Raw genomic sequence first — 25,056 nt, 5'->3', positions numbered from 1 at the left:
ATTAGTCATGGCTTATAAAACACCCGGAGTTTACGTGCAGGAGATTGCACTGTTTCCGCCATCAGTTGCCCAGGTTGAAACCGCTATACCCGCCTTTATAGGTTTTACAGCTTTTGCATTAACTCCTGAAGGCAAATCATTGGTAAACGTGCCAACCCGTATAAAATCGTTGCTGGAGTTTGAAAGCTTATTTGGCGGCGGCTATGTACCGGCAACCATTAAAGTTACTGTTAACCCGGCTACAAATCAGATCCTGAACGTGGTCCCCGATAAACGGTTTCATCTGTATGTATCACTCAGGCAATATTTTGATAATGGCGGCGGGCCATGCTACATCGTTTCGGTGGGAGATTTCTCGGCTGCCGTAACAGCGCCGCCTATATCAGGAGGTATTGACACCTTATCCGCAGAGGATGAACCTACGCTGATCGTGTTTCCCGACGCTGTGGAACTGATAAGCGGCGGCAAACCTGATCTTGTTGCTTTTAGCGGTTTGCAAACCAAAGCATTGGGCTTGTGTGCTTCTATGCAAGACAGGTTTTCGATACTTGATGTTTTGCAGGGCGATAAACGCCAGGATGTTAGCAATAAGCCTATTGATAATTTCCGAAGCTCAATCGGCATTAATAACCTAAACTATGGCGCGGCTTATTACCCCTGGATCATAACAAGCTATGATGTTAATGTCGATTTCAGGCAAATGGAGTTTTGGAATAACGCGTCTCCGTCCGTCAAGATTACCAACTATGATAGCTTTTCAAAAAGCCCGGCCGAAAAAGCGCTTGTAACCAATCTGCAAAATGCTATTAAAGATACTGATAAAGTAATCGGATCTGTATTTAGCAACGCTGCGGATGCTACTGCGTTGAGGGTAAGTGGTATTGATGCCGTTAAAGCTAAGTTAACCGCGCTGGCAAATAATATTGCTAAAAATATAACGCCCGATGTACAGCTAACCAGTTACCTCGATTTGTTGGCCGCCATTGTTACCGCGGGTAAAAAGGCTAAAGATGCGCCCGCTGTTGGTGCGTTATATGGCAAAGATATTGATGCATTGAGCAAAGATGCAAAGCTTTCCGCTGCCGTCACCAACCTCATTGCCTACGAAAAAAATGCCAAGGTGGCTGCTAATACAACCGCTGGTCGTAATCCAACGCCTGTTTATTCGGTATTGGATAATACAGCATGGATAACCAATTCAACCTATGCGGCAATAGCTGCCAATGCAGATAATTTTACCAAAGATGCAGCCGGTGCACTTTCCATTGTACAGGCATTACAGGATACAGTTGCCACCATTTTAACTGGTTTTGGCGCATTAATAAATGGTGCCCTGTTTTATGAAAACCTTGCCGAGCAGGCTTTATTCTCGGGCAACGTATTTTTCAGCGCTGCTAACTCGGCAATAACACTTAAAATGAGCACTATTCCCCCGTCTGGGGCAATAGCAGGGGTGTATGCCAATGTTGACGGCACCCGCGGCGTTTGGAAAGCGCCTGCCAACGTAAGCCTTAACAACGTAATTGGCCCTGTTGTGAAAATTGACAACAGCGATCAGGACGATATGAACGTTACTGCCACCGGTAAATCAATTAATGCTATCAGGGCTTTTGCGGGCCGGGGCACTTTGGTTTGGGGAGCGCGTACCTTAGCAGGCAATGATAATGAATGGCGCTATATCCCTGTCAGGCGTTTCTTTATCATGGTTGAAGAATCGGTTAAAAAAGCCACCTATCCTTTCGTATTTGAAAACAATGATGCCAACACCTGGACAAAGGTGCGGGTAATGATCCAGAACTTTTTAACGCTGCAATGGCGTGCCGGGGCCTTACAGGGCGCTAAACCCGAAGACGCGTTTTTTGTAAATGTTGGCCTTAACGAAACCATGACCGCACTCGATATTTTGGAGGGCCGCATGATAGTTGAAATTGGTATGGCTGTAGTAAGGCCTGCTGAGTTCATCATCCTCCGTTTCTCACACAAAATGCAGGAGAGTTAATGATATAAAAGCTTAAAGCGGAATGCATAAAGCTTAAAGCTAACAGATTCATTATTAATTACTTGGTGTGAAGCTAATTAATAGCTTCCATATAAATAAATTGAATTTCATTTAAAACAAATAAAATGGCAAATTATCCTCTACCCAAATTCCATTTCCAGGTTGACTGGGGTGGCACACGCATCGGTTTTACCGAAGTAACCGGCTTACAAATTGAAACCGAAGTGGTTGAATACCGCGAAGGCAGCAGTAAAGAATATAACAAGGTAAAAATGCCCGGCATGCGCAAATACGGTAATATCACCCTAAAACGCGGCACATTTGCTAACGATAACGAGTTTTATGATTGGATGAACACCGTAAAACTGAACCAGATAGACCGCCGCGACCTTACCATTAACCTGCTTAATGAAGAGCATCAGCCGGTAGTTACCTGGTCGGTAAAAAATGCCTTCCCGGTTAAGATCCAGTCGGCAGATTTAAAGGCAGATGCCAATGAGGCTGCAATTGAAACGCTTGAGGTTGCACACGAAGGTTTAACCATTAAAAACGGCTAATCATGGCCTTCGACGCTAAATCGGGTTATCCGCCTTTAGGCTTTCACTTTAAGGTGGTGTTTACGGGCATTGGCGATGAAGATATCGACAGCCGGTTCCAGAACGTATCGGGCCTTTCAATGGAGATGGAAACAGAGTCCAAAAAGGAGGGCGGCGAAAACCGTTTTGAACACGCGCTGCCGGTGAGGGCCAAGTTTCCGGCACTGGTGCTGAAACGCGGGCTCATTACCGAATCAAAATTGCTGATGGACTGGTGTAATAATGTGTTCAATAATTTTATTATCGAACCCAAAGACCTGACCGTAAGCCTGCTTAATGAAGAACATGACCCGCTTTTAACCTGGAATGTAGTGCAAGCCTGGCCCAAAAAATGGAGCCTGAGCGATCTGAATGCCGAGCAAAACAGCATCGCAATTGAAAGCTTTGAGCTGCAATACCAGTATTACTCCCTTCAAACCTGATATTATGCCAATTGAGATCAGAGAACTGAACATCCGCGTAAGCGTAAACCAAAGCCCTGCCGAACAGGATTCAAAGCCCTCGGGTGGCGGCGGTAGCAGTGGTGGCGGAGGCGGTGATAAAGATGAGATCATTGCCGAGTGCGTGGAACAGATACTGGAGATTTTGAAAAATAAAAACGAACGCTGATGGCCGATAATGTAACCAAAATGAAGATCGTGGCCTGGTCCGATCCGAAGAGCAAAAATGAAGAAGGCTCTATGACGGTACAGGTTAATCCCGAAAGCTACAGCCAGAAGATCGAGATCAAGTATTCTGACAAGCAGGCACAGGGAACCTCGGGCAAGCTGCCCAAGTTTTCCAAGATTGAGCCGCAGAAGATGGATTTCGAGCTGATGTTCGATCGCACAGGGGTCATCAACGGCGCTACCGCCGGTGAGTTAGGGGTTGACGAGGATATCGACAACCTGCAAAAGCTCATCATTGAATACCAGGGCGATAAGCACCGGCCAAGGTTTGTAAGTATCTATTGGGGAACGCTTCAGTTTGACGGTGCCCTGGAAACAATGGATATCAGCTATAAACTGTTTGACAGCCAGGGCCGCCCGCTCAGGGCCATTGTAAAAGCTTCGTTCATTGGTTCGGTTGAGGATAAAAAGAGGGTAGCTAAAGAAAATGCCCAGTCGCCCGATTTAACAAAAGTGAGGGTGATTAACGAAGGGGATACATTGCCGCTGCTCTGCTACCAGATCTACGGCGATTCAAAGTATTACATAGAAGTAGCCCGGGCAAACAGTCTTAACGATTTCCGGTACCTCAAAACAGGCACAAAGCTCAAATTTCCACCATTAAATCAATAACAGATCATGGCAGATAGCCGCACCATAGAAACCACCCGGCCAAGTACCGTTGTTACCCCGATTGTAAAAATTGAGGGCACCGAGATACCCCGCACCATGCAGGTGGAGGCTATGGTGATTGATAAAGGCGTAAACCGGATAGCAGCCGCCAAACTGGTGATCATTGATGGTGATACCTCGGCCCAAAAGTTTGATGCCAGTAACGGCGATTTGTTTGTGCCGGGTAAAAACGTCGAGATTTTGTGTGGTTACGAATCGGATAATTATACACTGTTTAAAGGTGTGGTTATCAAGCATAGTATCAAGCTGCGCAACAGCGGCTCGCAACTGGTTATCGAATGCCGCGATAAGGCCATTGCCATGACACTTGCCCGCCATAGCAAGTACTTTGGCGAAAACGTGAAGGACAGCGATGCTATAACTACTATAGCAGGCACTTACAGCGGTTTAAGCACCGATGTTGCCGATATGAACATCACTACCAGCGACCTGGTGCAGTACGAAGCTACTGATTGGGATTTCATAACCGGCCGTGCCGAACTGAACGGAATGCTGGTTTATACGGATGATAATACCCTCTCCATCAAAAAGCCGGAAATAAGCGGCACCGCGGTTGTGGAACTATCATTCGGCGCTACTATGCTGGAGTTGGATGCCGAGATCGACTCGCGCATTCAGTTTCCCTCCATAACCGGCCGCACCTGGAACCCCGCGTCGCAGGAAATTGAAAAGGTTGATGCAAACCCACCATCAGGCGAACTGAACGGCAACCTGACAGCCGATGATCTGGCAGGGGTGTTCAATGAAAGCAACTATCACCTCAATCATGGGGGTAAGCTTTCGCAGCCCGAGTTGCAGGCCTGGGCAACATCGCTCAAGCAAAAACAGGTGCTTTCAAAAGTACGGGGAAGGGTAAAGTTTAAAGGCATCCACACAGTAAAGCCGGGGATGATCATTAAGCTCAGTAACCTGAGCGACAGGTTTAACGGCAACACGTTTGTAAGCCACATTCAGCATCATATCTCGGCCGGCGACTGGCAACTGGAAGTACAGTTTGGTTTGGATCCGCAATGGTTTACCGAAAAGTTTGAAACCAGTATAAAACCTGCTTCGGCTTTGATCCAGGCAGTGCCCGGTTTGCAGATAGGTGTAGTAACCCAATTGGAAAGCGATCCTGATGGTGAATGCCGCATCCTGGTACGCATGCCGGTGATCAGCGCTGATGATCAGGGGATTTGGGCGCGGGTAGCAACTTTAGATGCCGGCAAGGAACGCGGAAGTTTCTTTTTGCCCGAAGTTGGGGATGAGGTAATTGTTGGTTTTTTAAACAGCGATCCTCGTAAACCGGTGGTACTGGGCATGCTTAACAGCAGCAATAAAACCGCTCCTTTAACCGCGGCCGACGCCAACAACCAAAAGGGCTTTGTAACCCGCAGCAAAATGAAACTCATTTTTGATGACGATAAAAAATCGATAACCATCGAAACACCTGCCGGAAAAAAAATAACCATGGATGAAGATGCCGGGGCGATAGAGTTAAAGGATGAGAACAATAACTCGATAAAAATGAACAGCGATGGCATCACCATCGAAACCCAGGGCAAACTGGTGCTTAAGGCCCAGCAGGATTTTAATGCCGAGGGGATGAACCTGGGCCTGAAAGCCAATACCGCCCTTTCGGCCGAAGGATCGGCCAGTGTGGAAGTAAAATCAAGCGGAACAGCAGCGCTTAAAGGCTCAATTGTACAAATAAACTAATAACAAAAATGGGAGCAGCAGCAAGGATAGGCGATATGCACGTATGCCCTATGTTCAACGGGCCTTCGCCTCACGTAGGCGGGCCGGTAATAGGGCCGGGGGTACCAACGGTGCTTATTGGCGGTATGCCGGCCGTATGCGTTGGCGATATGTGTACCTGCGCCGGTCCGCCCGATTCGATAATCATGGGTTCGGCAACGGTGCTGATAGGAGGGAAACCCGCCGCCCGTATGGGCGATAGCACAGCCCATGGCGGATCGATAGTGTTAGGCTGCCCAACAGTAATAATCGGAGGCTGATCAATGGAACCAAAAATACCTTTTATAGGCAGGGGATGGAGCTTCCCGCCAAGCTTTGACAAGGCTGCCGGTAAAGTTGAAATGCTTACCGACGAGGCCGATATTGAAAGCAGTTTGGGCATACTGTTCAGCACCCGGCTGGGCGAGCGAATTATGCAGCCAACTTTCGGGTGCGATTTACAAAAGATAGTTTTTGAGGCGGTTAACCTCACCCTCAAAACCTATATCAAGGATTTGATTGAAACTGCCATACTGTATTTTGAACCCAGGATAACGCTAAACAGCACCGAGGTTGACACCAGTATGGATAACGAAGGGATTTTGCTTATTAAGCTCAATTACACGGTGCGCACCACCAATTCAAGGTACAACTACGTGTTCCCTTATTATAAAAATGACATTACCAGCATAACTACCAATCAATAAGAACTAACCATGGCCTGTAACGATAAAAATCCGCTTCAACGTGATGGCTCAAGCCAGTCACAGCGCTTCCTGAAAGCGCTTGACCCAGCAAGCGCCCCAATTGAGGAATTGGGCATGGAAGACTGGCTGACGTTCGCTGCTGCTTATGCCGATAAAATAAACTATTATACCCTGAAAGACAGCAATTACCCCCAGGGCGATTGGAAACCGTTTTTCATCCGGGATAAAAAAGCGCTGCAGGATTTTTTGAAGCAGGTTGAGGTTAAAATGCAGAATGCCGGCCTGGGTTTTCCCGACTCAAGTATCAAAAGCGATGTTGAACCGCACCTGGCCCTGTTTATGTGTTTCATTATGCTTTTACAGCATTCGGAAGATGCATTGAACCAGTTTACCGGCCGGCACCTTGATTTTTATTTTAAACGGGTATTGCAGCTGCGCAACCGCCCCGAAGTACCCGATAAGGTACATGCAATATTTGAGCTTGCCCGTAACCTCACAGGTTTCCTGTTGCCGGAAGGCACACCACTTGATGCCGGTAAAGATAAAAGCCCCAAACCCAGGCCGGTTGTTTTTAAAACAAACGCAGAGCTGGCTGTAAACAGCGCCACTATAGCGGCTATGAAAAGCTGGTACCAATCGCCCGCGGATAAAAAGGTGGCTTATGCCGATGTTACTTTTTCGGCCGATGGTTTGGGTACACCTTTTAAAGATGATGTACCTAAGTGGAACCCTTTTGGCAGCAAGAGCTGGCCAACGGCATCAATGGGCTTTGCTTTTGCATCAAAAGTATTGCTCATGAGCGAGGGTGACCGTACCATAACTTTAACACTCAACTTTTCGGGGCTCGGTACTATTGATCCTGCACTGCTTGCCCAACTGTTTAAGGTTTTTTTAACATCAGAAAAAGAGTGGCTGCAGGCCGATTTTCCAACTACAGATGCCTTTAAAGTTAATCAGCAGCAAATTATTATTACAGTAAATATACCGGCAAAGGCTAAGGCTGTTGTGCCCTATGATCAGGCTATTCATAAAGAAAATTATAAAACCGATTTCCCGGTAATCCGCCTGTTGATGAGTGTTCAGGATAATGCCTATCCTGTTTATATCGCGCTGAGTAAAGCGAAGCTCAATAATGTGCAGATAGATGTGACTGTGAAAGGGATGAAAAACCTGGCCGTTGAAAATGATAACGGTAAAATTGACCCATCAAAGCCCTTCTTTGCCTTTGGCGCTCTGCCAAAAGTTGGCTCAACCCTATACATCGGCAGCGCTGAGATATTTCAAAAGGAATGGACGGAAATTACGCCCAATATTGAATGGAAAGGTGTACCTGCTGACTTGAGAAGTTATTATACGGCTTATCGTACAGATTATCTCAAGTCAACGTTAAGTCCCGGTGGATATAACATTAACGCCAGTAATGAGGCTTCAGATACTACGGGGACTTCGAGGGAGATAACTGCCAAAAGTGATTTTAAAGCAAAAGTGGCCTATATCAAAAACGGTGCATTGTTCCCAAGCGAAGGCAGCGAAATCAATGTGCTCGATAATACCTTTACACTTAAGCCGGATGGCGTTCAGCAAGCGGTAAATCCCGCACCTTATTTTATTAATAAATACCTGTATTTTAATGTGTCGGGCTCTTTTAAACAGGGTAGCTGGCCACAGGCCGAAAAGGCGTTGGTGCAACAGTATGTGCAACCTATGCAGATGTTTTTCCCGGTGCTGGGTTTTGTTGGTTTCCAGCAAACTGCTACCACAGTTCAAACACAAACCGAAAATTTCTCAGCAGGAGTTAAGGATAATTATATCCTTATAAGCCTTGCAAAGGATTTTATGCATAGTATATATCCGCAATTGTTTGCCGCCGCCATGACAGATACAACAAGGGCCGCGCTTATTCCTAAAGAACCCTATACTCCCGAAATAGCATCGCTAAAGCTCGATTACAAGGCATCGGCTAAAAATAAGATTGACGATTTGACCGGCAGTAATGATAACCCTGGTTTGCTGAACGATTACGTGAACCATAACGTCCAATTTTTTCACGAAACACCATTTGGCCAGGCCGAACAGCATGCTTTCCTCAAAAAACAATATCACGGCCTTATTGATGGCAATATCACAGCCATACCGCAAGCTCCTGATCTTGCAGCTTTTTACATAGGTATTGCAGGTATTGAAACGGGATCTGTAGCCAGTATTCTTTTCCAGGTAGCCGAAGGCAGTGAAGACGCGCTCGCGCAGTCGTTCTCTGATACTATTCAACCTAAATGGTATTATTTATCAGGTAATGAATGGCTTGCTTTGGATAAAAGGAATATCATCAGCGATGATACCAATGATTTTTTACGCTCGGGGATCATCAAATTTTTAATCCCCGAAGGTGCTACAACCAACAATACATTCCTAAACCAAAGCCTCACCTGGCTCGGGGTTGAACTGCCAACTGCAGTAACGATAGATTCGGTTTGTAAATTCATCAACGTACATATCCAGGCTGCCGAAGCCGAATTTGCCGATAATGATAATGAACTTTCGCACCTGGAAACCGGGTTGCCCGCGGGTACTATCAGCAAACTGGTCGACAGGCTGCCGCAAATCAAATCGGTTACCCAGCCATATGCTTCGTTTGGCGGTTTACTGCCAGAAGATGATGGCGCTTTCCGCCTGAGGGTAAGTGAGCGGCTGAGGCATAAGCACCGGGCTATTACCATCTGGGATTACGAGCACCTGGTAATGGCGCAGTTTCCGCAGGTATTCAGGGTTAAATGCCTTAACCATACCAACGACAATATTGAAGTTGCCCCGGGCAGCGTAAGGGTAGTGGCTATACCTGATATCCGTAATCAGATTAGTTTTGATCCATTTAAACCTCGCGTAAGCAAAAATACACTGAGCGAGATCACCAAATACCTGTCGGGCTTAAATTCCATGCATGTTGACCTGTTGGCTATTAATCCTGATTACGAAGAGGTGATCCTTGATTTTAAGGTGAAATTTTACTTCGGACTGGATGAAAACCTATACGCAGCTAAGCTGAATACCGATGTGATTAATTACCTGTCGCCCTGGGCTTTTAACCGTAATGCCGATATTGATTTTGGCGGCATCCTGTACAAAAGTGTGGTGATCCGCTTTATTGAAGAACTACCCTATGTTGATTATATAGCCGATTTTAAGATGTACTTCACAGCATCGGGGCCCGCAAACCCCGATGTTTTGGAGGCAGGCAATTCAAAGGCCATCCTTGTATCGGCAAAACAACATTTAATTGATACCAAAACCATACCTACATGCCCATGATTGATCAGTTAACCATACCGAAACAAATTGATACCAGCCTTGGGCCCGAGTATAATACTTTGCGCACCGAAGGTATGCAGCATATCCGCGACCTGGCCAGTGCCATTTGGTCGGATTATAACGTGCATGATCCGGGCATTACCACGCTGGAGATGCTTTGCTATGCGCTTACCGATCTTAACTACCGCATTACCCTGCCCGTTGAAAATATTTTAGCGGTTGATCATGACAATACCACCAGTATGCATGAGCAGTTCTTATCTGCCATAAAAATACTGCCCACTTACCCGGTTACACCCGACGATTACCGTCAATTATTTGTGCGGATAGATGGTGTGCGGAATGCCTGGATCAAAAAATCGCCCCATAGTATCATTGCTAACTATAAACAGCCGGACGGCAAACCGCTGCTGCGTTATGCCAAGCCCGGCGAAAACGCGCTGACCGGAAAAGAGGTTAAATTCGATCTAAAAGGCATCAACGATATCCTGATAGATTTTGAAGACTTTCCTGAACTGGGCGGCGACGCAGCCAAGATCAAAGCCAAACAGGATGACATCATCAAACAAATAAAATCGGTATACCATTACTTCCGTGAGTTGTGTGAGGACCTTGACCAGGTAAAAGCGGTTGAAAACCAGGAGATCGTGATATGTGCTGAAATTGAGCTTCAGCCCCAGGCCGATCCTGAAATGATCTGGGCGCAGATCATGTTTAATATCGAGCAATACCTTACACCCGATATTAAATTTTACCTGCTTAAAGAATTGCTGGATAAAGGCATGCAGCCCGACGAGATCTTTGAAGGGCCGGTGCTTGATTTCGAAAACCTGCAGGGTATTGACACCCAATTTACCAAACAAGGGTTCATTATCCCGGCCGAGCTTGCGGCCTCACAGTTGCGTACAGAGGTGCGCCTGTCTGATCTGTACCGCATTATCATGGAAATTGACGGTGTACGATTGGTGAAAAGAATTTCCTTTGGTTTTTGCGGCTGTACCGCGCCGCAGAGTGAGGTTGCCGATAAGATCTATAAATCAAACGAATGGCTGCTTTGTGTACAGGAGGGGCATAAGCCTGTTTTGTGCGAAACCAACTCCTCGTTCACATTTTACAAAGATGTGGTGCCTATCGAACTGAAACAGTCCGAAGCCCAGGCCGATCTTAACCAGCTTCGGAAAGACTGGCAGGACAATGTAGAGGCTAAAAAGATAGTTGATTTGCCGGTACCCGAAGGCGATTACAGGGATATAGGGCACTATGAAACCCTGCAAAATCAGTTTCCTGAAAATTACGGTATCTCGCCGCTGGGCCTGCCTGATACTGCTACAACTGAGCAACGGTCGCTGGCCTTACAGCTTAAAGGCTACCTGCTGTTTTATGACCAGGTGCTGGCTAATTATTTTGCCCAGCTTTCAAACGTCCGGATTTTGCTTACTGCCGACGACAGCATCCGTAAAACCTATTTCAGCAATACGGTAAATGGCATCCGCGATGCGGAAAAGCTGTTGGATGGTTATGCCCAATGGGAGAAAACGGTTGATGATGTAATTAAAGAAACCGGGCAGGATAACTACCCCGAACGGAAAAATAAATTCCTCGATCATTTGCTGGCCCGTTTTGCCGAGCAGTTTAACGAGTACGTATTTTTAATGTACCGCATTTACGGCGAAGATTATCAGCGCAACATCATCAGGCATAAGGTTAAGTTTTTGAAAGACTATGACCAGATGAGCATTTGCCGCGGCAGCGGGATGGATTTGTACAATGCCAAAACCGCCGATCAGCAACTGGTAAATGTATCGGGCATGGAAAAAAGGATCTCCATGCTGCTGGGTTTCTCTAACTATAAAATGCAGCAGCTAAGCGTTGAGGATTACCTTTTGTTTAAGGCCGATGCCCTGCATTACAATTGGACAATATCGCAGCTTGGCGTAGTTAAATTTAAGGGCAATGCCAACTTTCTGAAGGAGATTGATGCTTATGAAGACCTGGGCCTGGTATCCGTACTGGCCTGCGACAGGGAAAATTATCGCTTAAGTCCTGGAGCTACCGCGGGTAAATATGTATATAACATAGCCAACTCTGCGGGTACTTTGCTTACCCATAATGATATGGAGTTCAGCGCCGCCGCCATCGAAACCGAGATAGCATTCATCATCAAATTCATGCAAAACGATTTCAAGATGGAGGGCATGTACGTGATTGAGAACATCTTGCTGCGCCCGCCATTTGATTATACCGGCGATGATAGTACCCACCACCAGTTTATGCCGGTTTGCCTTGATCCTAACGGGGTGTACTGCGAGCCGCTTGACCCATACTCGTTCCGGGTTTGTGTGATACTGCCGGGATATAGCGTAAGGTTACGTAACACAGCTTTCCGCACCTATGCCGAGCGGCTCATCCGCACCGAAACGCCCGCTCATATTTTGCCGCGGATCTGTTTCATCGGACATGACCAGATGGTTGGTTTTGAAGCGGTTTATAAAGACTGGCTTGCAGCCAAACACATAGCGATAAGTACTGATACGCCTATCGATCCGGTATTGAACAGCAAATTTATTGACGTGATTGAAAAACTATACACTGTTTATCAACAGGGCCAGCTAAGCGATTGCGACGATGATACCCAGGAAACCAACCCCATAATATTGAACAAAACCAGCCTTGGCACCTTGCAGGGCGGCACAAATAATAACAGTTAAAACCTAAATGAAAAAGCCATGCCACCAGTAACCAACATAAAGCTCACCGATATAACTTTAGAGTATAACTCCTTTGTTGACAGCCAGGTGCTTACAGCCAAACAGCTGAATGATATTGTAGAGTTTTTTGAAGATCAGCAGCGCCTTACCCGTACCTGTTTAATTGGTGTTGGCCTGGCATGCGGCTTAAGTTTTAAAGGCGATGCCAACGGCATAACCATAGGCAAGGGTTGCGGCGTAACTACCGACGGCGATTTGCTTTACATGCCCGAAACAACCTATAAAAACTTCAGGGCCTATGATAATTCGCTGATCAAATACCCGCCGTTTTATCCCATGGGCACCGATGCCGCGCAAATGGCTTTATGGGAGCTGGTAACACCCGATGATAAAGGCGCTTTCCCGGTTGATAGTTTTGCCCTCACCAATTTTAAATCAAAGGCTGGTAAGGAGCTTACTGAAATGTACGGCCTGCTTTACCTGGAATATTACTCTAAGGATCCGGATGCCTGTACCGCTATTGATTGTGATAACCAGGGCCGCAAGCAGGTAGCCAAACCCAAAGTGCTGCTTATTGCCCAGGCAGATATGAACCAGATTATTGAGCAAACCGGTTCGGAGGTTATTTATGATGATATCTACAAAAAGTATTTTAACGCTTATAACGCGTACTTTGATGCCCCTGTGCTGGCGGCAAAACGGGTGTTTTTTAACAAGCAGACAACCGCATCGTCATCGGCGCTTACCGCTGCTTTTTCAAAAATTGCGAATGATGGTGCAGGCGGTTTATCAACAGCTGTGCAAACACTTTATAATACATTCAAATTTGCGCTCGATCCGCAATCTGTTTACCCTATTACCGGCATTGTTGCCAACATCAATACTACGTTAAGCAAAGCTACAGCCCCAATGCAGGCACAGTACCTGTATGATTTTTATAAAGATTTGCTGACCGGCTACAATGAATTGCGTGCCTTGCTTTCAGACATTATTTACCAGTGCTGCCCCAATATTTACGCCTTCCCCAAACATATTATGCTTGGAGCTTTAAATACTACACCAACAGCAAAGCCAACGCCGTATCGCCATAAATTTTATGCCTCGCCGGCTATCAGCGCCAATAAAGACAAGCTGAATATAGCCATCAACCTGCTCGACAGGCTGAATATTATGAGCAGCGGGTTTACACTGCCTCCAAGCCCGGTGGTGAAAATAACGCCATCTACCGATAACAGTAAACCATTAGAGGCGAGGGCTATCCCTTTTTATTATGGCAAACCGATTGACCTGGCTCAAAAATGGAGCTACAGCCGGTGGCTGCAGGGCACAGATAAGCTGATCCTTGGTTATAATGCCGGAGCTTATTCGCCCGCAAATGATATGGTGGTAAATCCGCTGGCCTATTCAATCGACTCCAATAATTTTTTCAGGATTGAAGGGCATATCGGCAAAAAATATACCGACGCTATTGCGGCGGTTGATAAGATCAGGAGGGACAGTAACCTGCCATTTGATGTGGTTGCCATTCGTTTGGGCGATGTAACGCTTAGCGATATCAATATAGATGATTATGCCTGCCAGTTTAATGATCTGGAGGCCACATTAAGAGCTTTCCAGGCCGAACAGAATTGCCTTTATGGTGATGTAAGCAAGTTTTTTTCAAGCTTTAATACAAAAACAGGTTATGCGGTGGCGAATGATATCCGGTATCAGGCTGCACAGCAGAAACTGGAATTGGCCAATGAGGAAGAAGCAGGTGCTCCTAAAATGCGAATGGCTGCTGCCAAAACAGCGGATACCGGCGAAGTACAGGCAACTGCACGTGAGCAAATAAGCAGCGGATTTGCGATCAATAAAAGCACCGATAGATATGTGATTGACGGCGGTATCGACGCGGTTGACAATAATATCAATATTGCTCAAGGCAGTATAGGTTACTATGTAGATCAGATCCGCAGGCAGGGCGGGGCCATCAGTATTTCTGACTATGCAGATGCTGCAGGCAAAACTGTGGATACCTCGGCAACAGGCTCATACGAGCAAGCTATCGCAGTTGATATCCCCGTGCGTATGATAGCCGGTACCCGTAACATAAGCCAGTGGCTGCCCGACAGGCTGGTTGATATTGACGAAGATACCATTGATAATTTTACAGCCCGCCTTGATGAACTTTGCAATGAAGTAAAGTCGGCTGCTCAGAAAAGCCGCCAGATTTTTGCTAAAAGCGATTATGTACGCAAAGGGTATGAAGATGATTATGAACTGCAGTTATGGCGCTTATCTGAAAATTGCTGTGCAGGCCAGGCGCTTGCCGTAATATTAAAGGAAATTCAGGACCGTAAAACCAAGCTGCTGCAACAGCTTACCTTTTCGGCTTACGCCGCCAATCATACCGGGTTAGAACACCTGGCGGGTGTGCCGGCGGGTGGTACCTTTGTAATGGTTTATGCTACCGCGGTAGCTGCACCCGGTCCAACCACCCCTTCAACTAAATCTCCGCTCGAAGACAGGTTAAAAGCGCTTGAAAGCGAACAGCAGTTTGTAAAAGGTTTTGCAAGCGATAACGACGCGATGGCCTATATCGCCAAAAATACCGACTATGACGATATTGCCGATGCTGTAAAATATTATGAACGCCGGTCGAAACGTAAGTATACCCCGACAAATGAAGCCGAGGTGATCAAGAAAACTCAGGCTTTGGCGCTCGAACTGGGAAAATCAAGGGCCGTAGCCGCAAACCCCGATGTGCCTGCCGATATCGTATTTGCCGATTTTTGTTTGCCGTATATGTGCTGCTCTGATTGTCCGCCGGTGGCATTTATCATGCCTAAGCCACAGGTAGGGCTCAGTTTGCCTAAGGCTGTAGCATGTTCAGATGAAGGCTTGCTGCAATTTAAAGTTAGTCCGGCTGATGGTGTTATCAAAGCTTCAGCTGGTTTTGAGGCTACGGTTGTAAGTAAAGCCGAGATAACTTATTTTGATACAACTAAAGTTAAAGACGGTACATTTGGTCAGCAGATTAAATTTACTGTAAATGATCAGCCAACCGATTGCACTATCACTGTATTTAAACACCCGGCTGTTAAACCTGCGGCCAGCATAAGCGATACAACCCAGTTTGCAGTATTTATTCAGCTAACGGCTACAACCAACCAGGCAGCGGGCGATACATTTGCTTACACCTGGACTATGCCCGACGGGCAGGTACATGCTAATTTGGCCAAGCCGGATGATAACATTACCTTCCAGTACGCTGATCTTCGTGCCAAATTCCCTGATGGCAAGCTTACCTTCACCTTATCTGCCAATAACCATGATTGTACAGATACCCAACAGGTTGTGCTTACTGTACAAATCCCCGAAGAGCCGGTAGACCTGAAATTGGCCGCCAGTGAAGTTTGCTCGGACGGTGGCAATATAAACTTTACAACTGTACAGCCTGCAACCGGTATTATCACCTCAAAAATAGCGGGAGATGCAGTTAAATTATTGGGGAGCCAATGGGTTGTTGACCCATCCAAAGGTCCTTATGATGTCAGTATCAACGACTTTATGGTGAACGGCAAACCGGTTCTTGCTTGTACGCTCATGATCCATGAGCATCCGCAGGCCTCTTTTGACTATAAGGTAACTATGGATAACGAAAAAGGTGCTGCCACTGTTACTTTAACAAATAAAACACCTAATCCGGGCAGCTTTAAGTTTACATGGACATTTGATGATGGAACTACCAGCAATGAAGTAAACACAGTAAAGGTGTTTGATATGCGCCAGTTTCCGCGCGGTCGTAATACGGTTATTACGCTGATAGCTGTAAATGGCAAGTTCGATAAATGCCGTGCTGTATTTACACCTACGCCGCCCGTTGCTTTACCTCCTATAACTACCACACCTGTGCTTACCCATTTGCCGCCTGAAACCACTACACCGGTAGTTACCAAAGTTCCACCGGTAGTTACTACGCCGTCAACAAGTACTACTGAACCGCCGGTGGTTACAATTAAAGATACACCTTCGGTAACGCCAACACCAACGGTAACGCCAAAGGCAGACCCAACTGTGATTAAAACAACTACGACAGCAACTCCGGCAGCTACACCTAAGGTGGATCCGGCGGTAACTCCTGCACCTACCGTGACGCCGAAAGCAGATACATCGACAATTAAAGCGAACCCAACGCTAACACCTAAGGTAGATCCGGCTGTGACGCCCAAAATAGATCCAAGGGTTATAAAAAAGGATCCGGGTACAACCGATCCGGGTACTGTTAAATAATGTTGAGCTATGGCAGGGAGCACACATATCATCCATAAGCTGGTACTTGATATAGAAGTATCACACCGAAGCACTGCCCAAAAGGTGCAGGACGAGGCCGTGCGGTACTTTGAACAGGTCCTGCTCAAAAAACTGGAGCAATTGCTGGATGATATGGATCTGCCTGCTCATGTTTTGATAGATAAGATTGATCTTGATCTGGGTACGGGTAAAATGGAAGATGTATTTGAACAATTGCAGGCAAGCCTGGCTAAGGCGCTTGAGCCGGTTTTAAATCCTGCCGTATTACCTGTAGGTGATGAGCCAGATAACGAGATCAGCTATTCATTGCTTACTGAAGAGCAGCAGGCTTTTAATGTATTTGTTTATTTCCTTAACACGGGCAGGCTTCCGTGGTATGCGGTAGCTGCAACAGAATGGCTGCAGCAGGAAAATGTTTGGTTAAGTGAACTGTCAGAATTGTTGACAAAAGATCGAACTTATCAATCAAAACTTATCAATCTTTTTAAGAGCTCAGCTCTTGCGGCAGCCAGGTTATTCAGCCAGTTTGGTATGGCTTTTATTAAAAAGCTGGCAATGGTTTTACTTCAGGCCGAGACTTATGGATTTCAAAAAAAGGTCGACGCTGTTGTTGAAGAAATCAGGCGTTTGATAACTGGTGAATCAGCAACAAACATACACGCTAACATTAAAGAGGTTTTACCGGCGGAATTTAATAGCGACTCCAGGCGGCAGATCATTGAAAAGATCTTGCTGATGATTTACCTGCGGACAGGCCATAGTGAATTTGCTGGTGATAGTGCAATCCTGAAAAAGCTAACCGCTTTAATAACCGGAGAGTTAAAAGCTTCTGTTTCAATTTCTGCGATGAGCCTCATTCAAATAGCCGAAACAGTTATCCAATCAACAGAAAATAAATCGCTGCTGCAAAGTAATAAACCCACAACCACGCCCGATAATACTCCGGAAACAAGCTTGAAAAAAGAAGAAGAAATTGCCGGAACTTATGTAACTCAGGCCGGTTTGGTGATCCTGCACCCGTTTTTGGAGTATTTCTTTAAAGATTTTGGCTTGTTGCAGGATAACGATTTTGTTGATCTGCCCGCAAGGCAACTGGCCGTTCACCTGCTGCACTATTTAGGTACCGGTAATGTGAATGCCTTTGAATATGACCTTTATTTTGAAAAGTTTTTATGCCGGTGGCCACTTGACGAGCCATTGGAACGTGAAGTTGAAATACCACAGCGTATGCTTGACGAAGGCGACAATATGCTCCGGACAGTAATAAAATATTGGAAAGCATTAAAAAACACATCGCCTGGCGGCTTGCGCGAAGCATTTCTAATGCGCAAGGGGAAACTGATTGAAACAGAACAGCCTGCCCGCCTTATTGTGGAGCGGATGGACCTGGATATCCTGCTTTCATCATTGCCATGGGGCATTGGCGTAATTAAACTGCCCTGGATGAATGAACCTTTTTATGTGGAATGGCAATGAAAACACCTCAAAAGGCAGCACCGGCAAACACCAAACAGAACCAGCCTGCAAACAGGCAGGCGGCAGGGAAAGATCCGTTTTTCTCGGCTGCTCATGATATAGAACGTGTGCCGGAATCCTCTTTTTTTGAGGGTAATAAGGTTCAACGTAAAATGACGGTGAATGAACCCGGCGATCATTTTGAACGGCAGGCCGACCAGGTGGCAGATAAAGTTGTTCAGCATATTAATCAGCCTAAAACCACAGTTAACGCTGCGACTGCTTCTACTACTGCTCCTGCCACTACCTCTGCCGTACAAAAGAAAGAAGATAAAAAGGAAGATAAACAGGAAAAAGAGCAGAATGGTGCTGACAAAGAATTACAACGTCGCCCCATTTTTGAAAGTGACGGCGACCCCAACGAAGGGAATACATTGAAACGCAGCAGTCAGTCAGCCGCACCTGAAGTATCTTCGCAAACCCAGCAAAAGATCGAAAGCAGCAAAGGCGGCGGCGAACCATTGCCCTCCAATACCCGCGAGGAAATGGAAGGAGCAATGGGCACGGATTTGAGTGGGGTACGCATCCATAACAACAGCGAAGCCGCCGGTTTAAGTAACGATTTACAGGCGCAGGCGTTTACCCACGGTAATGATATTTATTTTGGTGCGGGTAAATATGATCCGCAGAGCCAGGCCGGGCAGCACCTGCTGGCGCATGAAGTGACTCACACGGTTCAACAGGGGAGTGGAGTAAAAAAGAAAATACAGCGTAAACCAACTAAGGGCGATGTATCGGGTAATGCAGGTCAGGTTGCTACCGCCGAAAATCCGATTGATACAACAGCATCAAAGGAGTCGCTTTTTGTACCTAAAATAAATATACCAGGCTTAAAACTTGGCCTTATGCCTGGCTCAACAACTAATTATTCTTTCAAAAAAACTGAGAGGTCGGGCAAACACCTTGCCGATTGGAACGACGCTGCAACCAAAGGAGCTGGTTTTGATACCGTTTTCAATAATAAAAAAACGGCCGAGATCCCCAAAGAGGCTAACGCCTCCAATTTTTTCATGACGCTTGAGTCGGAAAAAAAACTTACTAACCTGAAGCACCTTTTTACCGGCTCCATTACCCAGCTCAAGACTACTTTTGCACGCCCGTTTTGGAACGATAAAGGTCATGAAATAAATAATGGCTATGATGTTGATCACAAAGTTGAGTTACAATTAGGTGGAAAAGATGGCATCTCCAATCTTTGGATGCTTGAGGCCGCAGCAAACAGGTCGTCTGGTTCAAATATCAATACAGAGATCACCTCAAAAGTTGAAGCAGCATTGAATGCCATTACCACCATGCCCGACGGACAAACCAAGCCGGGTGCGGCCGAGGTAATGAGTAAATATACCATTACTGCCGGAACGCTTGACGGGAGCTTGCCTATTAGCGGCGGTAAAGAGGCCTGGGAGTTAAGTGAAATTGAGGCTGGCGACCATCTCAAAAAATTGGTATTTCTCTCAGATACAGATAAAGCGAGAGCAAAACTTATAGATAGCACTAATCTTTCCCTGATCACGAGCGAAAGATATGGAGCAACACAAAATATTAAATGGGCCCCGGAAGCGGGTAAAACAACCGAGAAAGATGTTAATGTTCAGGTAGGGCATATAAAACGAAACGGTGCTAATCTGAAAATAAGAAAGATTTCTTATGAAGATAAAGACAACGCCACGATACTCAGTGCGGGTTCAAAAGGATCTGCTACTATTGAAGTATTCATGGATAACGCGTTTGTGGCGGGGATATCCACAACACAACCAATTGAACCAGTGCCCGGTATATACGGCGGTAGGTTAAGTGGTGTAGCTGTAAAACAGGCTTTAAGTGCAGGGCTAAAGGCAAAGGGATTAAGCCCCATAACAATAACGGAGTTAGATATCGGTGAGTCTGGTTTGATAGGATTCGGCAAGATCAATACCGATGTTCCGATTATCGGAGGTTCCGCTATCGACATTATTTTTAATGAAGATGGTATCAAAATAAGTAAGGTATTTAATTCGGGAGAGATCAAGGTACCACCGCCTTTTAAAATCACCAATACTTCGCTTGAAGTATACGCAGCTACCTCAGGAATCGGCATAAAGGGAGAAGCTAATTTTGAAATAAAGAAGCTGGGTAAAGGTAAAGTTGGCGCTATGGCCAACACGTCGGGAGAGTTTGCGCTTGAGGGATCTTTTGATTTTGATTCAAAAACCTTCAATCCGGCACAAATAAAAGCCTCCTATCGTAATGGAGAATTTAGCGCTTCGGGAGATATTGGCATTCCTGCCGGTAAAATAAAAGGTCTTAAATCGGCGCACATCAATATAAATTATGCCAACAACATATTTAATGCTTCCGGAACAGCCGAGCCGGATATTAAGGGTATAAAAAGTGCCGAGATCCATGTTACTTATGGTAACGAAACGTTGGTTATTGGTGGCAGCTTCGTTCTTGACGAAAACATGCCGGGCATCCAAAGCGGCAGTGGCAATGTGGAGGTTACCCGCGGGCCGGATGAGATATACCACGTTAAAGCCAACGGTAAAGCCATCCCCAAAATACCAAAAATCAATACTGAACTGTCAATATCTTATGATGATGGCGCGCTGACTATAGAAGGTAAGGCCTCTTACGCTGCCGACAGGGTATCAGGTGAGGTGATGGTAGGCGCCACCAACCGTGCTATTGCTGCCGATGGTACGCCATCAGGCCCTGCAGGGGATAAGTTTACTGCCTACGGCTCGGGTAAATTAACCCTCAAAGTTACAGATTGGCTACAGGCTTCGGCAAGTGTAAGGGTGACTCCGGCCGGTGAAATCGAAGTTGTTGGCCGTTTGGACCTGCCTTCGGCTGTTGATGTTTTCCCTAAAAAGAGCATCAATAAAGAGCTGTTCAAAGTACCAACCATCCAGATCCCCATATTCGCCATCCCGCTTGGTCCTAAGAGCATAGGTATCGTAGCTACTATTGATGGTGGCCTTGATTTTGACGCAGCGGTTGGCCCCGGACAACTCAAAGACGTTTTTGGACAGATAGAATTTAATCCTTCACATCCCGAAAATACCCGGATCAGCGGTGGGGCAAAATTTGTGATCCCTGCACATGCTGGTTTAAAATTAAAAGCCGCATTAGGTATTGGCTTGAGTATCGGGCCTGCCAGCGTTACAGGCGGCATCCAAATAGTTGGTGGTTTAGGGCTTGAAGGAGAAGCAAGTGCCGCTGCCGACCTGGCCTGGTCGCCCACAACCGGGTTTGAGTTTAACGCTTTGGGTGAGATCGAGGTACACCCTAAGTTTACGTTTGATGTAAACGCATTCATTAAAGCCGAACTTGATCTTTTGGTTACAGATATTTCAAAAGAGTGGACTAAAAACCTGGCGTCATTTAGTTATGGCCCGGATCTGCAGGTTAAAGTTTCGCTGCCAATCCACTATAAAGATGGCGAACCGTTTGATGTGAAAACCGATGATATTAAAGTTACCTATCCTGAAATCAGCATTTCTGATATAGCAGGTGGTATAGCAGATAAAGTAAAAGAAGAAATGTTATGAGCAACCGAAGCCAACTAACCGAACTGATAAACCTTGGTGCTATACAGCAGCTTAACGGCAATTTTGAAGCTGCAGAGGCTTATTATGCAAAAGCGGCTGATTTAAATGAGCCCAATGTTACCCTGCTCAATAACCGGGGCATGTTGTTTTACCAACAAAACAAATTTGCCGAAGCGAGGCCGCTTTTTGAACGCGCTTTAGAAATTGATAATCAAAATGCTTCGGCATGGCTCAATCTGGCCAATACCGAGGTTTTGCTGGGCCAGTATGATAAGGCTTTAAACGCTTTTAGGCAAACCATTACGCTTAAGGTCGATCAGTTTGAGGCCTGGGAAGGACTGGCTAAGTTGTATATGCTATCGGCAGATATGGAAAGCGCCGAAACATGCTGGCTTAAAGCGGTTGAGCTTAACCCCACAAGTTTAAATTTATTGATGGGACTGGCACAGGTTTATCTTTCAACCGGGAGGTATGATGAAGCTTTTGAAATGGCCGATTATGTATTATCCGAAAACCCGCAAAACAGCAGGGCATTGCAAACTGCGGGTCTGTCCCAATTAATGATAAAAAACTATGCGTCGGCTACAGGGTACCTGATCAGGTATTTGATGCTGTTTCCTGGGGATATTGCGGTACGTAACCACCTGGCCGTTGCTTATTTGCAAAGCGGTCAGTTAAATGAAGGGGCGGCAGAATACGAGCGGATCCTGGAATATGACCCCGAAAACGAGGAGATAAGGCTAAATACAGGAGTGCTTTGCCTTGGGCTTAACCGTTTTGACGCCGCGTTTGCACACCTGGAACTATTGCTTGAACAACATCCCGAAAACAAAAAAGGAAAACTATACCTGGGCATAGCGTTAGCTAATTTAAATCAGAGAGATAAGGCAAAGATGATTTTTGAAGACCTGCTGCATGATCCCGGCGAATGGGCCGCCCATGCAAAGAAGCAATTAGATCTGTTAAACAATTTAAACTAAACCTCCTATGAAATACATCCATAATACACGCCAGCCGCTTAGTCAGAAACAGGCGGATAAAGCAGATAAGCCCTTTTTTAATGGCAGCCGCGAAAAAAGCAAGCAGGATGGAGATGCTTTTTTTCAGGCCAGGAAAATTGATGGTAACCAGGATAGCGCCCTCGAGCGGGAGGCCGATGCGGTAGCACATAAGGTGACTATGGCACAGCAGGCAACTGCTAATTCGTCACAGCGGATGGGACAAATGAGCGTTCAGAAAAAAGGAGCTGATGAGGAAAAGGATGCTAAAGGGACCCAAAAGAAAGAGCAAAAGGACGAGAAAGAAGAGGGTAAACCGCAGAAAAAAGACGAAAAGAAAGAAGAGGAGAAACCAACTCAGAAGAAAGAGGAGGATAAAAAAGATAAAGAGCCTCAAAAAAAAGAAGAAGATAAAAAAGATAAAGAAGGCGTTCAAAAAAAGGAGGAAGATAAAAAAGACAAGGAACCGCAGAAAAAAGGCGAAGAAGATAAAAAGGACGAAGGCAAGCCGCAAAAAAAAGAAAAAGGTGAAGAAAAAGACGATAAAGCCGCTGCACAAAAGAAAGAAGAAAAGGGCGGCAGCGTAGAAAAAACAGAGGGCAAGCCCGAAGCTCCGGAAGCTAAGTTTGACAGGTTGTTGAATGAAAGTAAAGGTGGCGGTAGTCCTCTGCCTGCCAAAGTACGTACGCAATTGGAGCATCAGATGAACGCCAATTTTGAACAGGTGAAAATCCACACCGGGCAGCAGGCTGTTGAGCTTTGCAACCTTTCAAAAGCGCAGGCCTTTACACATGGCAATGATATTTATTTTAACGCAGCCAAATTTGACCCTGAAAGCACCGCCGGTATGAACCTGCTGGCTCACGAATTAACCCATGTTGTACAGCAAAACGGCCCGCGTAAATAAAATGGATACTAATATTAAACAGTTAAGAGCGCTGATGCAGTATACAGCCGGTTGTGTTGAAGCCAGGTTGCAAACTGTATTTGGTAACGACGCAACTTATTTGCCTCCGCTGCTGCCCCAGTTGGAGCGAAATGGTAGTGTGCTCGAAAAATTAATTGATGATCATGGCTTGAACAGCAATGAGGTTATTATACTAATGATGGCCTTGGTACCTCATTTACAGGTTGAGTTTTTTGATGAAATTATTCAGCCTTACATGCGTGAATCGGGCGATTTTCAGCAGATTGGTGGAGTTAGGAGCCGTAACGGACGCAGCTTTTTACCAACCGGCCAAACAGTGGTTTTTGTTTTGGCAGGCGATGACCTTGAAAAGCGGCTGGAGATAGCCGATCTGTTTCATCATCATAGCAATCTGGCAAAACAGCATATTTTATACCTGGAGGATGTGCCCGAAGGTGAGCCTGCTTTGTCCGGCAGATTATTGTTGCAGCCCGAATATGTTGAACTTTTGATCAGTGGTACCGAATCTATTCCCAAACTAAGTATGAACTTTCCGGCACAACACCTGGAAACTACCTACAACTGGGACGACCTTGTATTGAACGATACTACCCGCAGGCAAATTGCCGAGCTGGAAAACTGGGTGAACTACCAGCAGGTATTAATGACCGACTGGGGCATGGAACGGAAACTGAAACCGGGTTACCGCGCATTATTCCACGGCCCGCCGGGAACGGGGAAAACACTTACCGCATCTCTGCTTGGTAAGTACACGGGTAAGCCGGTTTTCAGGATCGATCTGTCAATGATCGTATCCAAGTTTATAGGCGAAACAGAAAAGAATCTCTCCAAATTATTTGAAAAGGCCGATAATAAAAACTGGATCCTGTTTTTTGACGAAGCCGATGCGCTTTTTGGCAAACGGACTAACGTTAAAGATGCGCACGATAAATATGCTAACCAGGAAGCATCGTACCTGCTGCAGCGTGTGGAGCAGCACAATGGCCTAGTGATACTGGCAACCAATTTTAAAAATAACATTGATGAGGCCTTTATGCGCCGGTTTCAGTCGGTTATTAACTTCCCGCTGCCTAATGCCGATGAACGCTTTACTATCTGGCAAAAATCATTTCCGCCTAAAGCCAACCTCAACGGGCACATTAACCTTGAACAGATCTCGCGTAAATATGAGCTCAGTGGTTCCGGGATCTTGAATGTAGTACAATTTGCCTGCCTGCAAATGCTGGCCCGCAAGGAAAGCCGCATAACCTCTGAACTAATATTGGAAGGTATTGAAAGAGAGTATACTAAAGAGAACCGGGTTTGGTAGGAACCTCCGGGATATAAATCCGAAATTTCCCTGCTATCTATAATCCGTACAATCGAATCCATGATCTGTACATTGACTGGTTGAGCAGGCTTCGGGATTTTTATGCCA

At 45.9% G+C, this 25,056-nt stretch carries 16 protein-coding genes; all 16 read left to right on the top strand.

The genetic code is table 11. The annotated features are described in order from the left end of the window. Window positions 1-7: 7 nt before the first annotated feature. The gene (locus tag MusilaSJ_RS07820; protein WP_274989444.1) at window positions 8-1,999 is read left to right on the top strand and encodes a phage tail sheath C-terminal domain-containing protein; all 1,992 of its coding nucleotides are present in this window, start codon (window positions 8-10) and stop codon (window positions 1,997-1,999) included. Between the two features lie 125 nt (window positions 2,000-2,124). Beyond that, on the top strand, window positions 2,125-2,556 hold the full coding sequence (locus MusilaSJ_RS07815; protein WP_090524162.1) for a phage tail protein: 432 nt from the start codon (window positions 2,125-2,127) through the stop codon (window positions 2,554-2,556). Window positions 2,557-2,558: 2 nt separating this feature from the next. Continuing rightward, on the top strand, window positions 2,559-3,017 hold the full coding sequence (locus MusilaSJ_RS07810; protein ID WP_274989443.1) for a phage tail protein: 459 nt from the start codon (window positions 2,559-2,561) through the stop codon (window positions 3,015-3,017). A gap of 4 nt (window positions 3,018-3,021) precedes the next feature. Then, window positions 3,022-3,204, top strand: a complete 183-nt coding sequence (locus MusilaSJ_RS07805; RefSeq protein ID WP_274989442.1) for a DUF5908 family protein — start codon at window positions 3,022-3,024, stop codon at window positions 3,202-3,204. Continuing rightward, the gene (locus MusilaSJ_RS07800; protein ID WP_090524172.1) at window positions 3,204-3,875 is read left to right on the top strand and encodes a CIS tube protein; all 672 of its coding nucleotides are present in this window, start codon (window positions 3,204-3,206) and stop codon (window positions 3,873-3,875) included. The genes MusilaSJ_RS07805 and MusilaSJ_RS07800 overlap by 1 nt, the downstream gene beginning before the upstream one ends. A gap of 6 nt (window positions 3,876-3,881) precedes the next feature. Next, window positions 3,882-5,633, top strand: coding sequence for a type VI secretion system tip protein VgrG (vgrG, locus tag MusilaSJ_RS07795; RefSeq protein WP_274989441.1), 1,752 nt, complete (start codon window positions 3,882-3,884; stop codon window positions 5,631-5,633). Between the two features lie 8 nt (window positions 5,634-5,641). Beyond that, on the top strand, window positions 5,642-5,932 hold the full coding sequence (locus MusilaSJ_RS07790; protein ID WP_112652159.1) for a PAAR domain-containing contractile injection system baseplate protein: 291 nt from the start codon (window positions 5,642-5,644) through the stop codon (window positions 5,930-5,932). A 3-nt stretch (window positions 5,933-5,935) separates the two neighbouring features. Then, entirely contained in the window at window positions 5,936-6,358 is a 423-nt protein-coding gene (locus tag MusilaSJ_RS07785) for a gp25 family contractile injection system sheath assembly initiator (RefSeq protein WP_090524180.1), read from the top strand. A 9-nt stretch (window positions 6,359-6,367) separates the two neighbouring features. After that, complete coding sequence (locus MusilaSJ_RS07780; RefSeq protein ID WP_274989440.1) at window positions 6,368-9,664, top strand: baseplate J/gp47 family protein; 3,297 nt, start codon at window positions 6,368-6,370, stop codon at window positions 9,662-9,664. Then, on the top strand, window positions 9,661-12,372 hold the full coding sequence (locus MusilaSJ_RS07775; protein ID WP_274989439.1) for a contractile injection system baseplate wedge protein: 2,712 nt from the start codon (window positions 9,661-9,663) through the stop codon (window positions 12,370-12,372). The genes MusilaSJ_RS07780 and MusilaSJ_RS07775 overlap by 4 nt, the downstream gene beginning before the upstream one ends. 18 nt (window positions 12,373-12,390) lie before the next feature. Continuing rightward, complete coding sequence (locus tag MusilaSJ_RS07770) at window positions 12,391-16,647, top strand: hypothetical protein (RefSeq protein ID WP_274989438.1); 4,257 nt, start codon at window positions 12,391-12,393, stop codon at window positions 16,645-16,647. A gap of 9 nt (window positions 16,648-16,656) precedes the next feature. Next, entirely contained in the window at window positions 16,657-18,144 is a 1,488-nt protein-coding gene (locus tag MusilaSJ_RS07765; protein WP_274989437.1) for a contractile injection system tape measure protein, read from the top strand. Further along, window positions 18,141-21,713 carry an eCIS core domain-containing protein gene (locus tag MusilaSJ_RS07760; RefSeq protein WP_274989436.1) on the top strand — a complete coding sequence of 1,191 codons (3,573 nt, stop codon included), beginning with the start codon at window positions 18,141-18,143 and terminating at the stop codon, window positions 21,711-21,713. Before MusilaSJ_RS07765 ends, MusilaSJ_RS07760 begins: the two co-directional genes overlap by 4 nt. Further along, window positions 21,710-22,693, top strand: a complete 984-nt coding sequence (locus MusilaSJ_RS07755; RefSeq protein ID WP_274989435.1) for a tetratricopeptide repeat protein — start codon at window positions 21,710-21,712, stop codon at window positions 22,691-22,693. Before MusilaSJ_RS07760 ends, MusilaSJ_RS07755 begins: the two co-directional genes overlap by 4 nt. 7 nt (window positions 22,694-22,700) lie before the next feature. Beyond that, window positions 22,701-23,618: an eCIS core domain-containing protein gene (locus MusilaSJ_RS07750; RefSeq protein ID WP_274989434.1), complete on the top strand. Its 918-nt coding sequence runs from the start codon at window positions 22,701-22,703 to the stop codon at window positions 23,616-23,618. Between the two features lies 1 nt (window position 23,619). Beyond that, entirely contained in the window at window positions 23,620-24,948 is a 1,329-nt protein-coding gene (locus MusilaSJ_RS07745) for an ATP-binding protein (protein ID WP_274989433.1), read from the top strand. The last annotated feature ends 108 nt before the right edge of the window (window positions 24,949-25,056 follow it).

It is taken from the genome of Mucilaginibacter sp. SJ (assembly GCF_028993635.1).
Classification (GTDB): Bacteria; Bacteroidota; Bacteroidia; order Sphingobacteriales; family Sphingobacteriaceae; genus Mucilaginibacter.
Note: the sequence above shows the minus strand (reverse complement) of the source record. Positions and strands in the feature narration are given on the sequence as shown.

Bases quoted from the DNA above. Each gene is read 5' to 3' on its own strand.
- MusilaSJ_RS07820 (WP_274989444.1), top strand. From the start codon at position 8: ATGGCTTATAAAACACCCGGAGTTTACGTGCAGGAGATTGCACTGTTT.
- MusilaSJ_RS07815 (WP_090524162.1), top strand. From the start codon at position 2,125: ATGGCAAATTATCCTCTACCCAAATTCCATTTCCAGGTTGACTGGGGT.
- MusilaSJ_RS07810 (WP_274989443.1), top strand. From the start codon at position 2,559: ATGGCCTTCGACGCTAAATCGGGTTATCCGCCTTTAGGCTTTCACTTT.
- MusilaSJ_RS07805 (WP_274989442.1), top strand. From the start codon at position 3,022: ATGCCAATTGAGATCAGAGAACTGAACATCCGCGTAAGCGTAAACCAA.
- MusilaSJ_RS07800 (WP_090524172.1), top strand. From the start codon at position 3,204: ATGGCCGATAATGTAACCAAAATGAAGATCGTGGCCTGGTCCGATCCG.
- vgrG (WP_274989441.1), top strand. From the start codon at position 3,882: ATGGCAGATAGCCGCACCATAGAAACCACCCGGCCAAGTACCGTTGTT.
- MusilaSJ_RS07790 (WP_112652159.1), top strand. From the start codon at position 5,642: ATGGGAGCAGCAGCAAGGATAGGCGATATGCACGTATGCCCTATGTTC.
- MusilaSJ_RS07785 (WP_090524180.1), top strand. From the start codon at position 5,936: ATGGAACCAAAAATACCTTTTATAGGCAGGGGATGGAGCTTCCCGCCA.
- MusilaSJ_RS07780 (WP_274989440.1), top strand. From the start codon at position 6,368: ATGGCCTGTAACGATAAAAATCCGCTTCAACGTGATGGCTCAAGCCAG.
- MusilaSJ_RS07775 (WP_274989439.1), top strand. From the start codon at position 9,661: ATGATTGATCAGTTAACCATACCGAAACAAATTGATACCAGCCTTGGG.
- MusilaSJ_RS07770 (WP_274989438.1), top strand. From the start codon at position 12,391: ATGCCACCAGTAACCAACATAAAGCTCACCGATATAACTTTAGAGTAT.
- MusilaSJ_RS07765 (WP_274989437.1), top strand. From the start codon at position 16,657: ATGGCAGGGAGCACACATATCATCCATAAGCTGGTACTTGATATAGAA.
- MusilaSJ_RS07760 (WP_274989436.1), top strand. From the start codon at position 18,141: ATGAAAACACCTCAAAAGGCAGCACCGGCAAACACCAAACAGAACCAG.
- MusilaSJ_RS07755 (WP_274989435.1), top strand. From the start codon at position 21,710: ATGAGCAACCGAAGCCAACTAACCGAACTGATAAACCTTGGTGCTATA.
- MusilaSJ_RS07750 (WP_274989434.1), top strand. From the start codon at position 22,701: ATGAAATACATCCATAATACACGCCAGCCGCTTAGTCAGAAACAGGCG.
- MusilaSJ_RS07745 (WP_274989433.1), top strand. From the start codon at position 23,620: ATGGATACTAATATTAAACAGTTAAGAGCGCTGATGCAGTATACAGCC.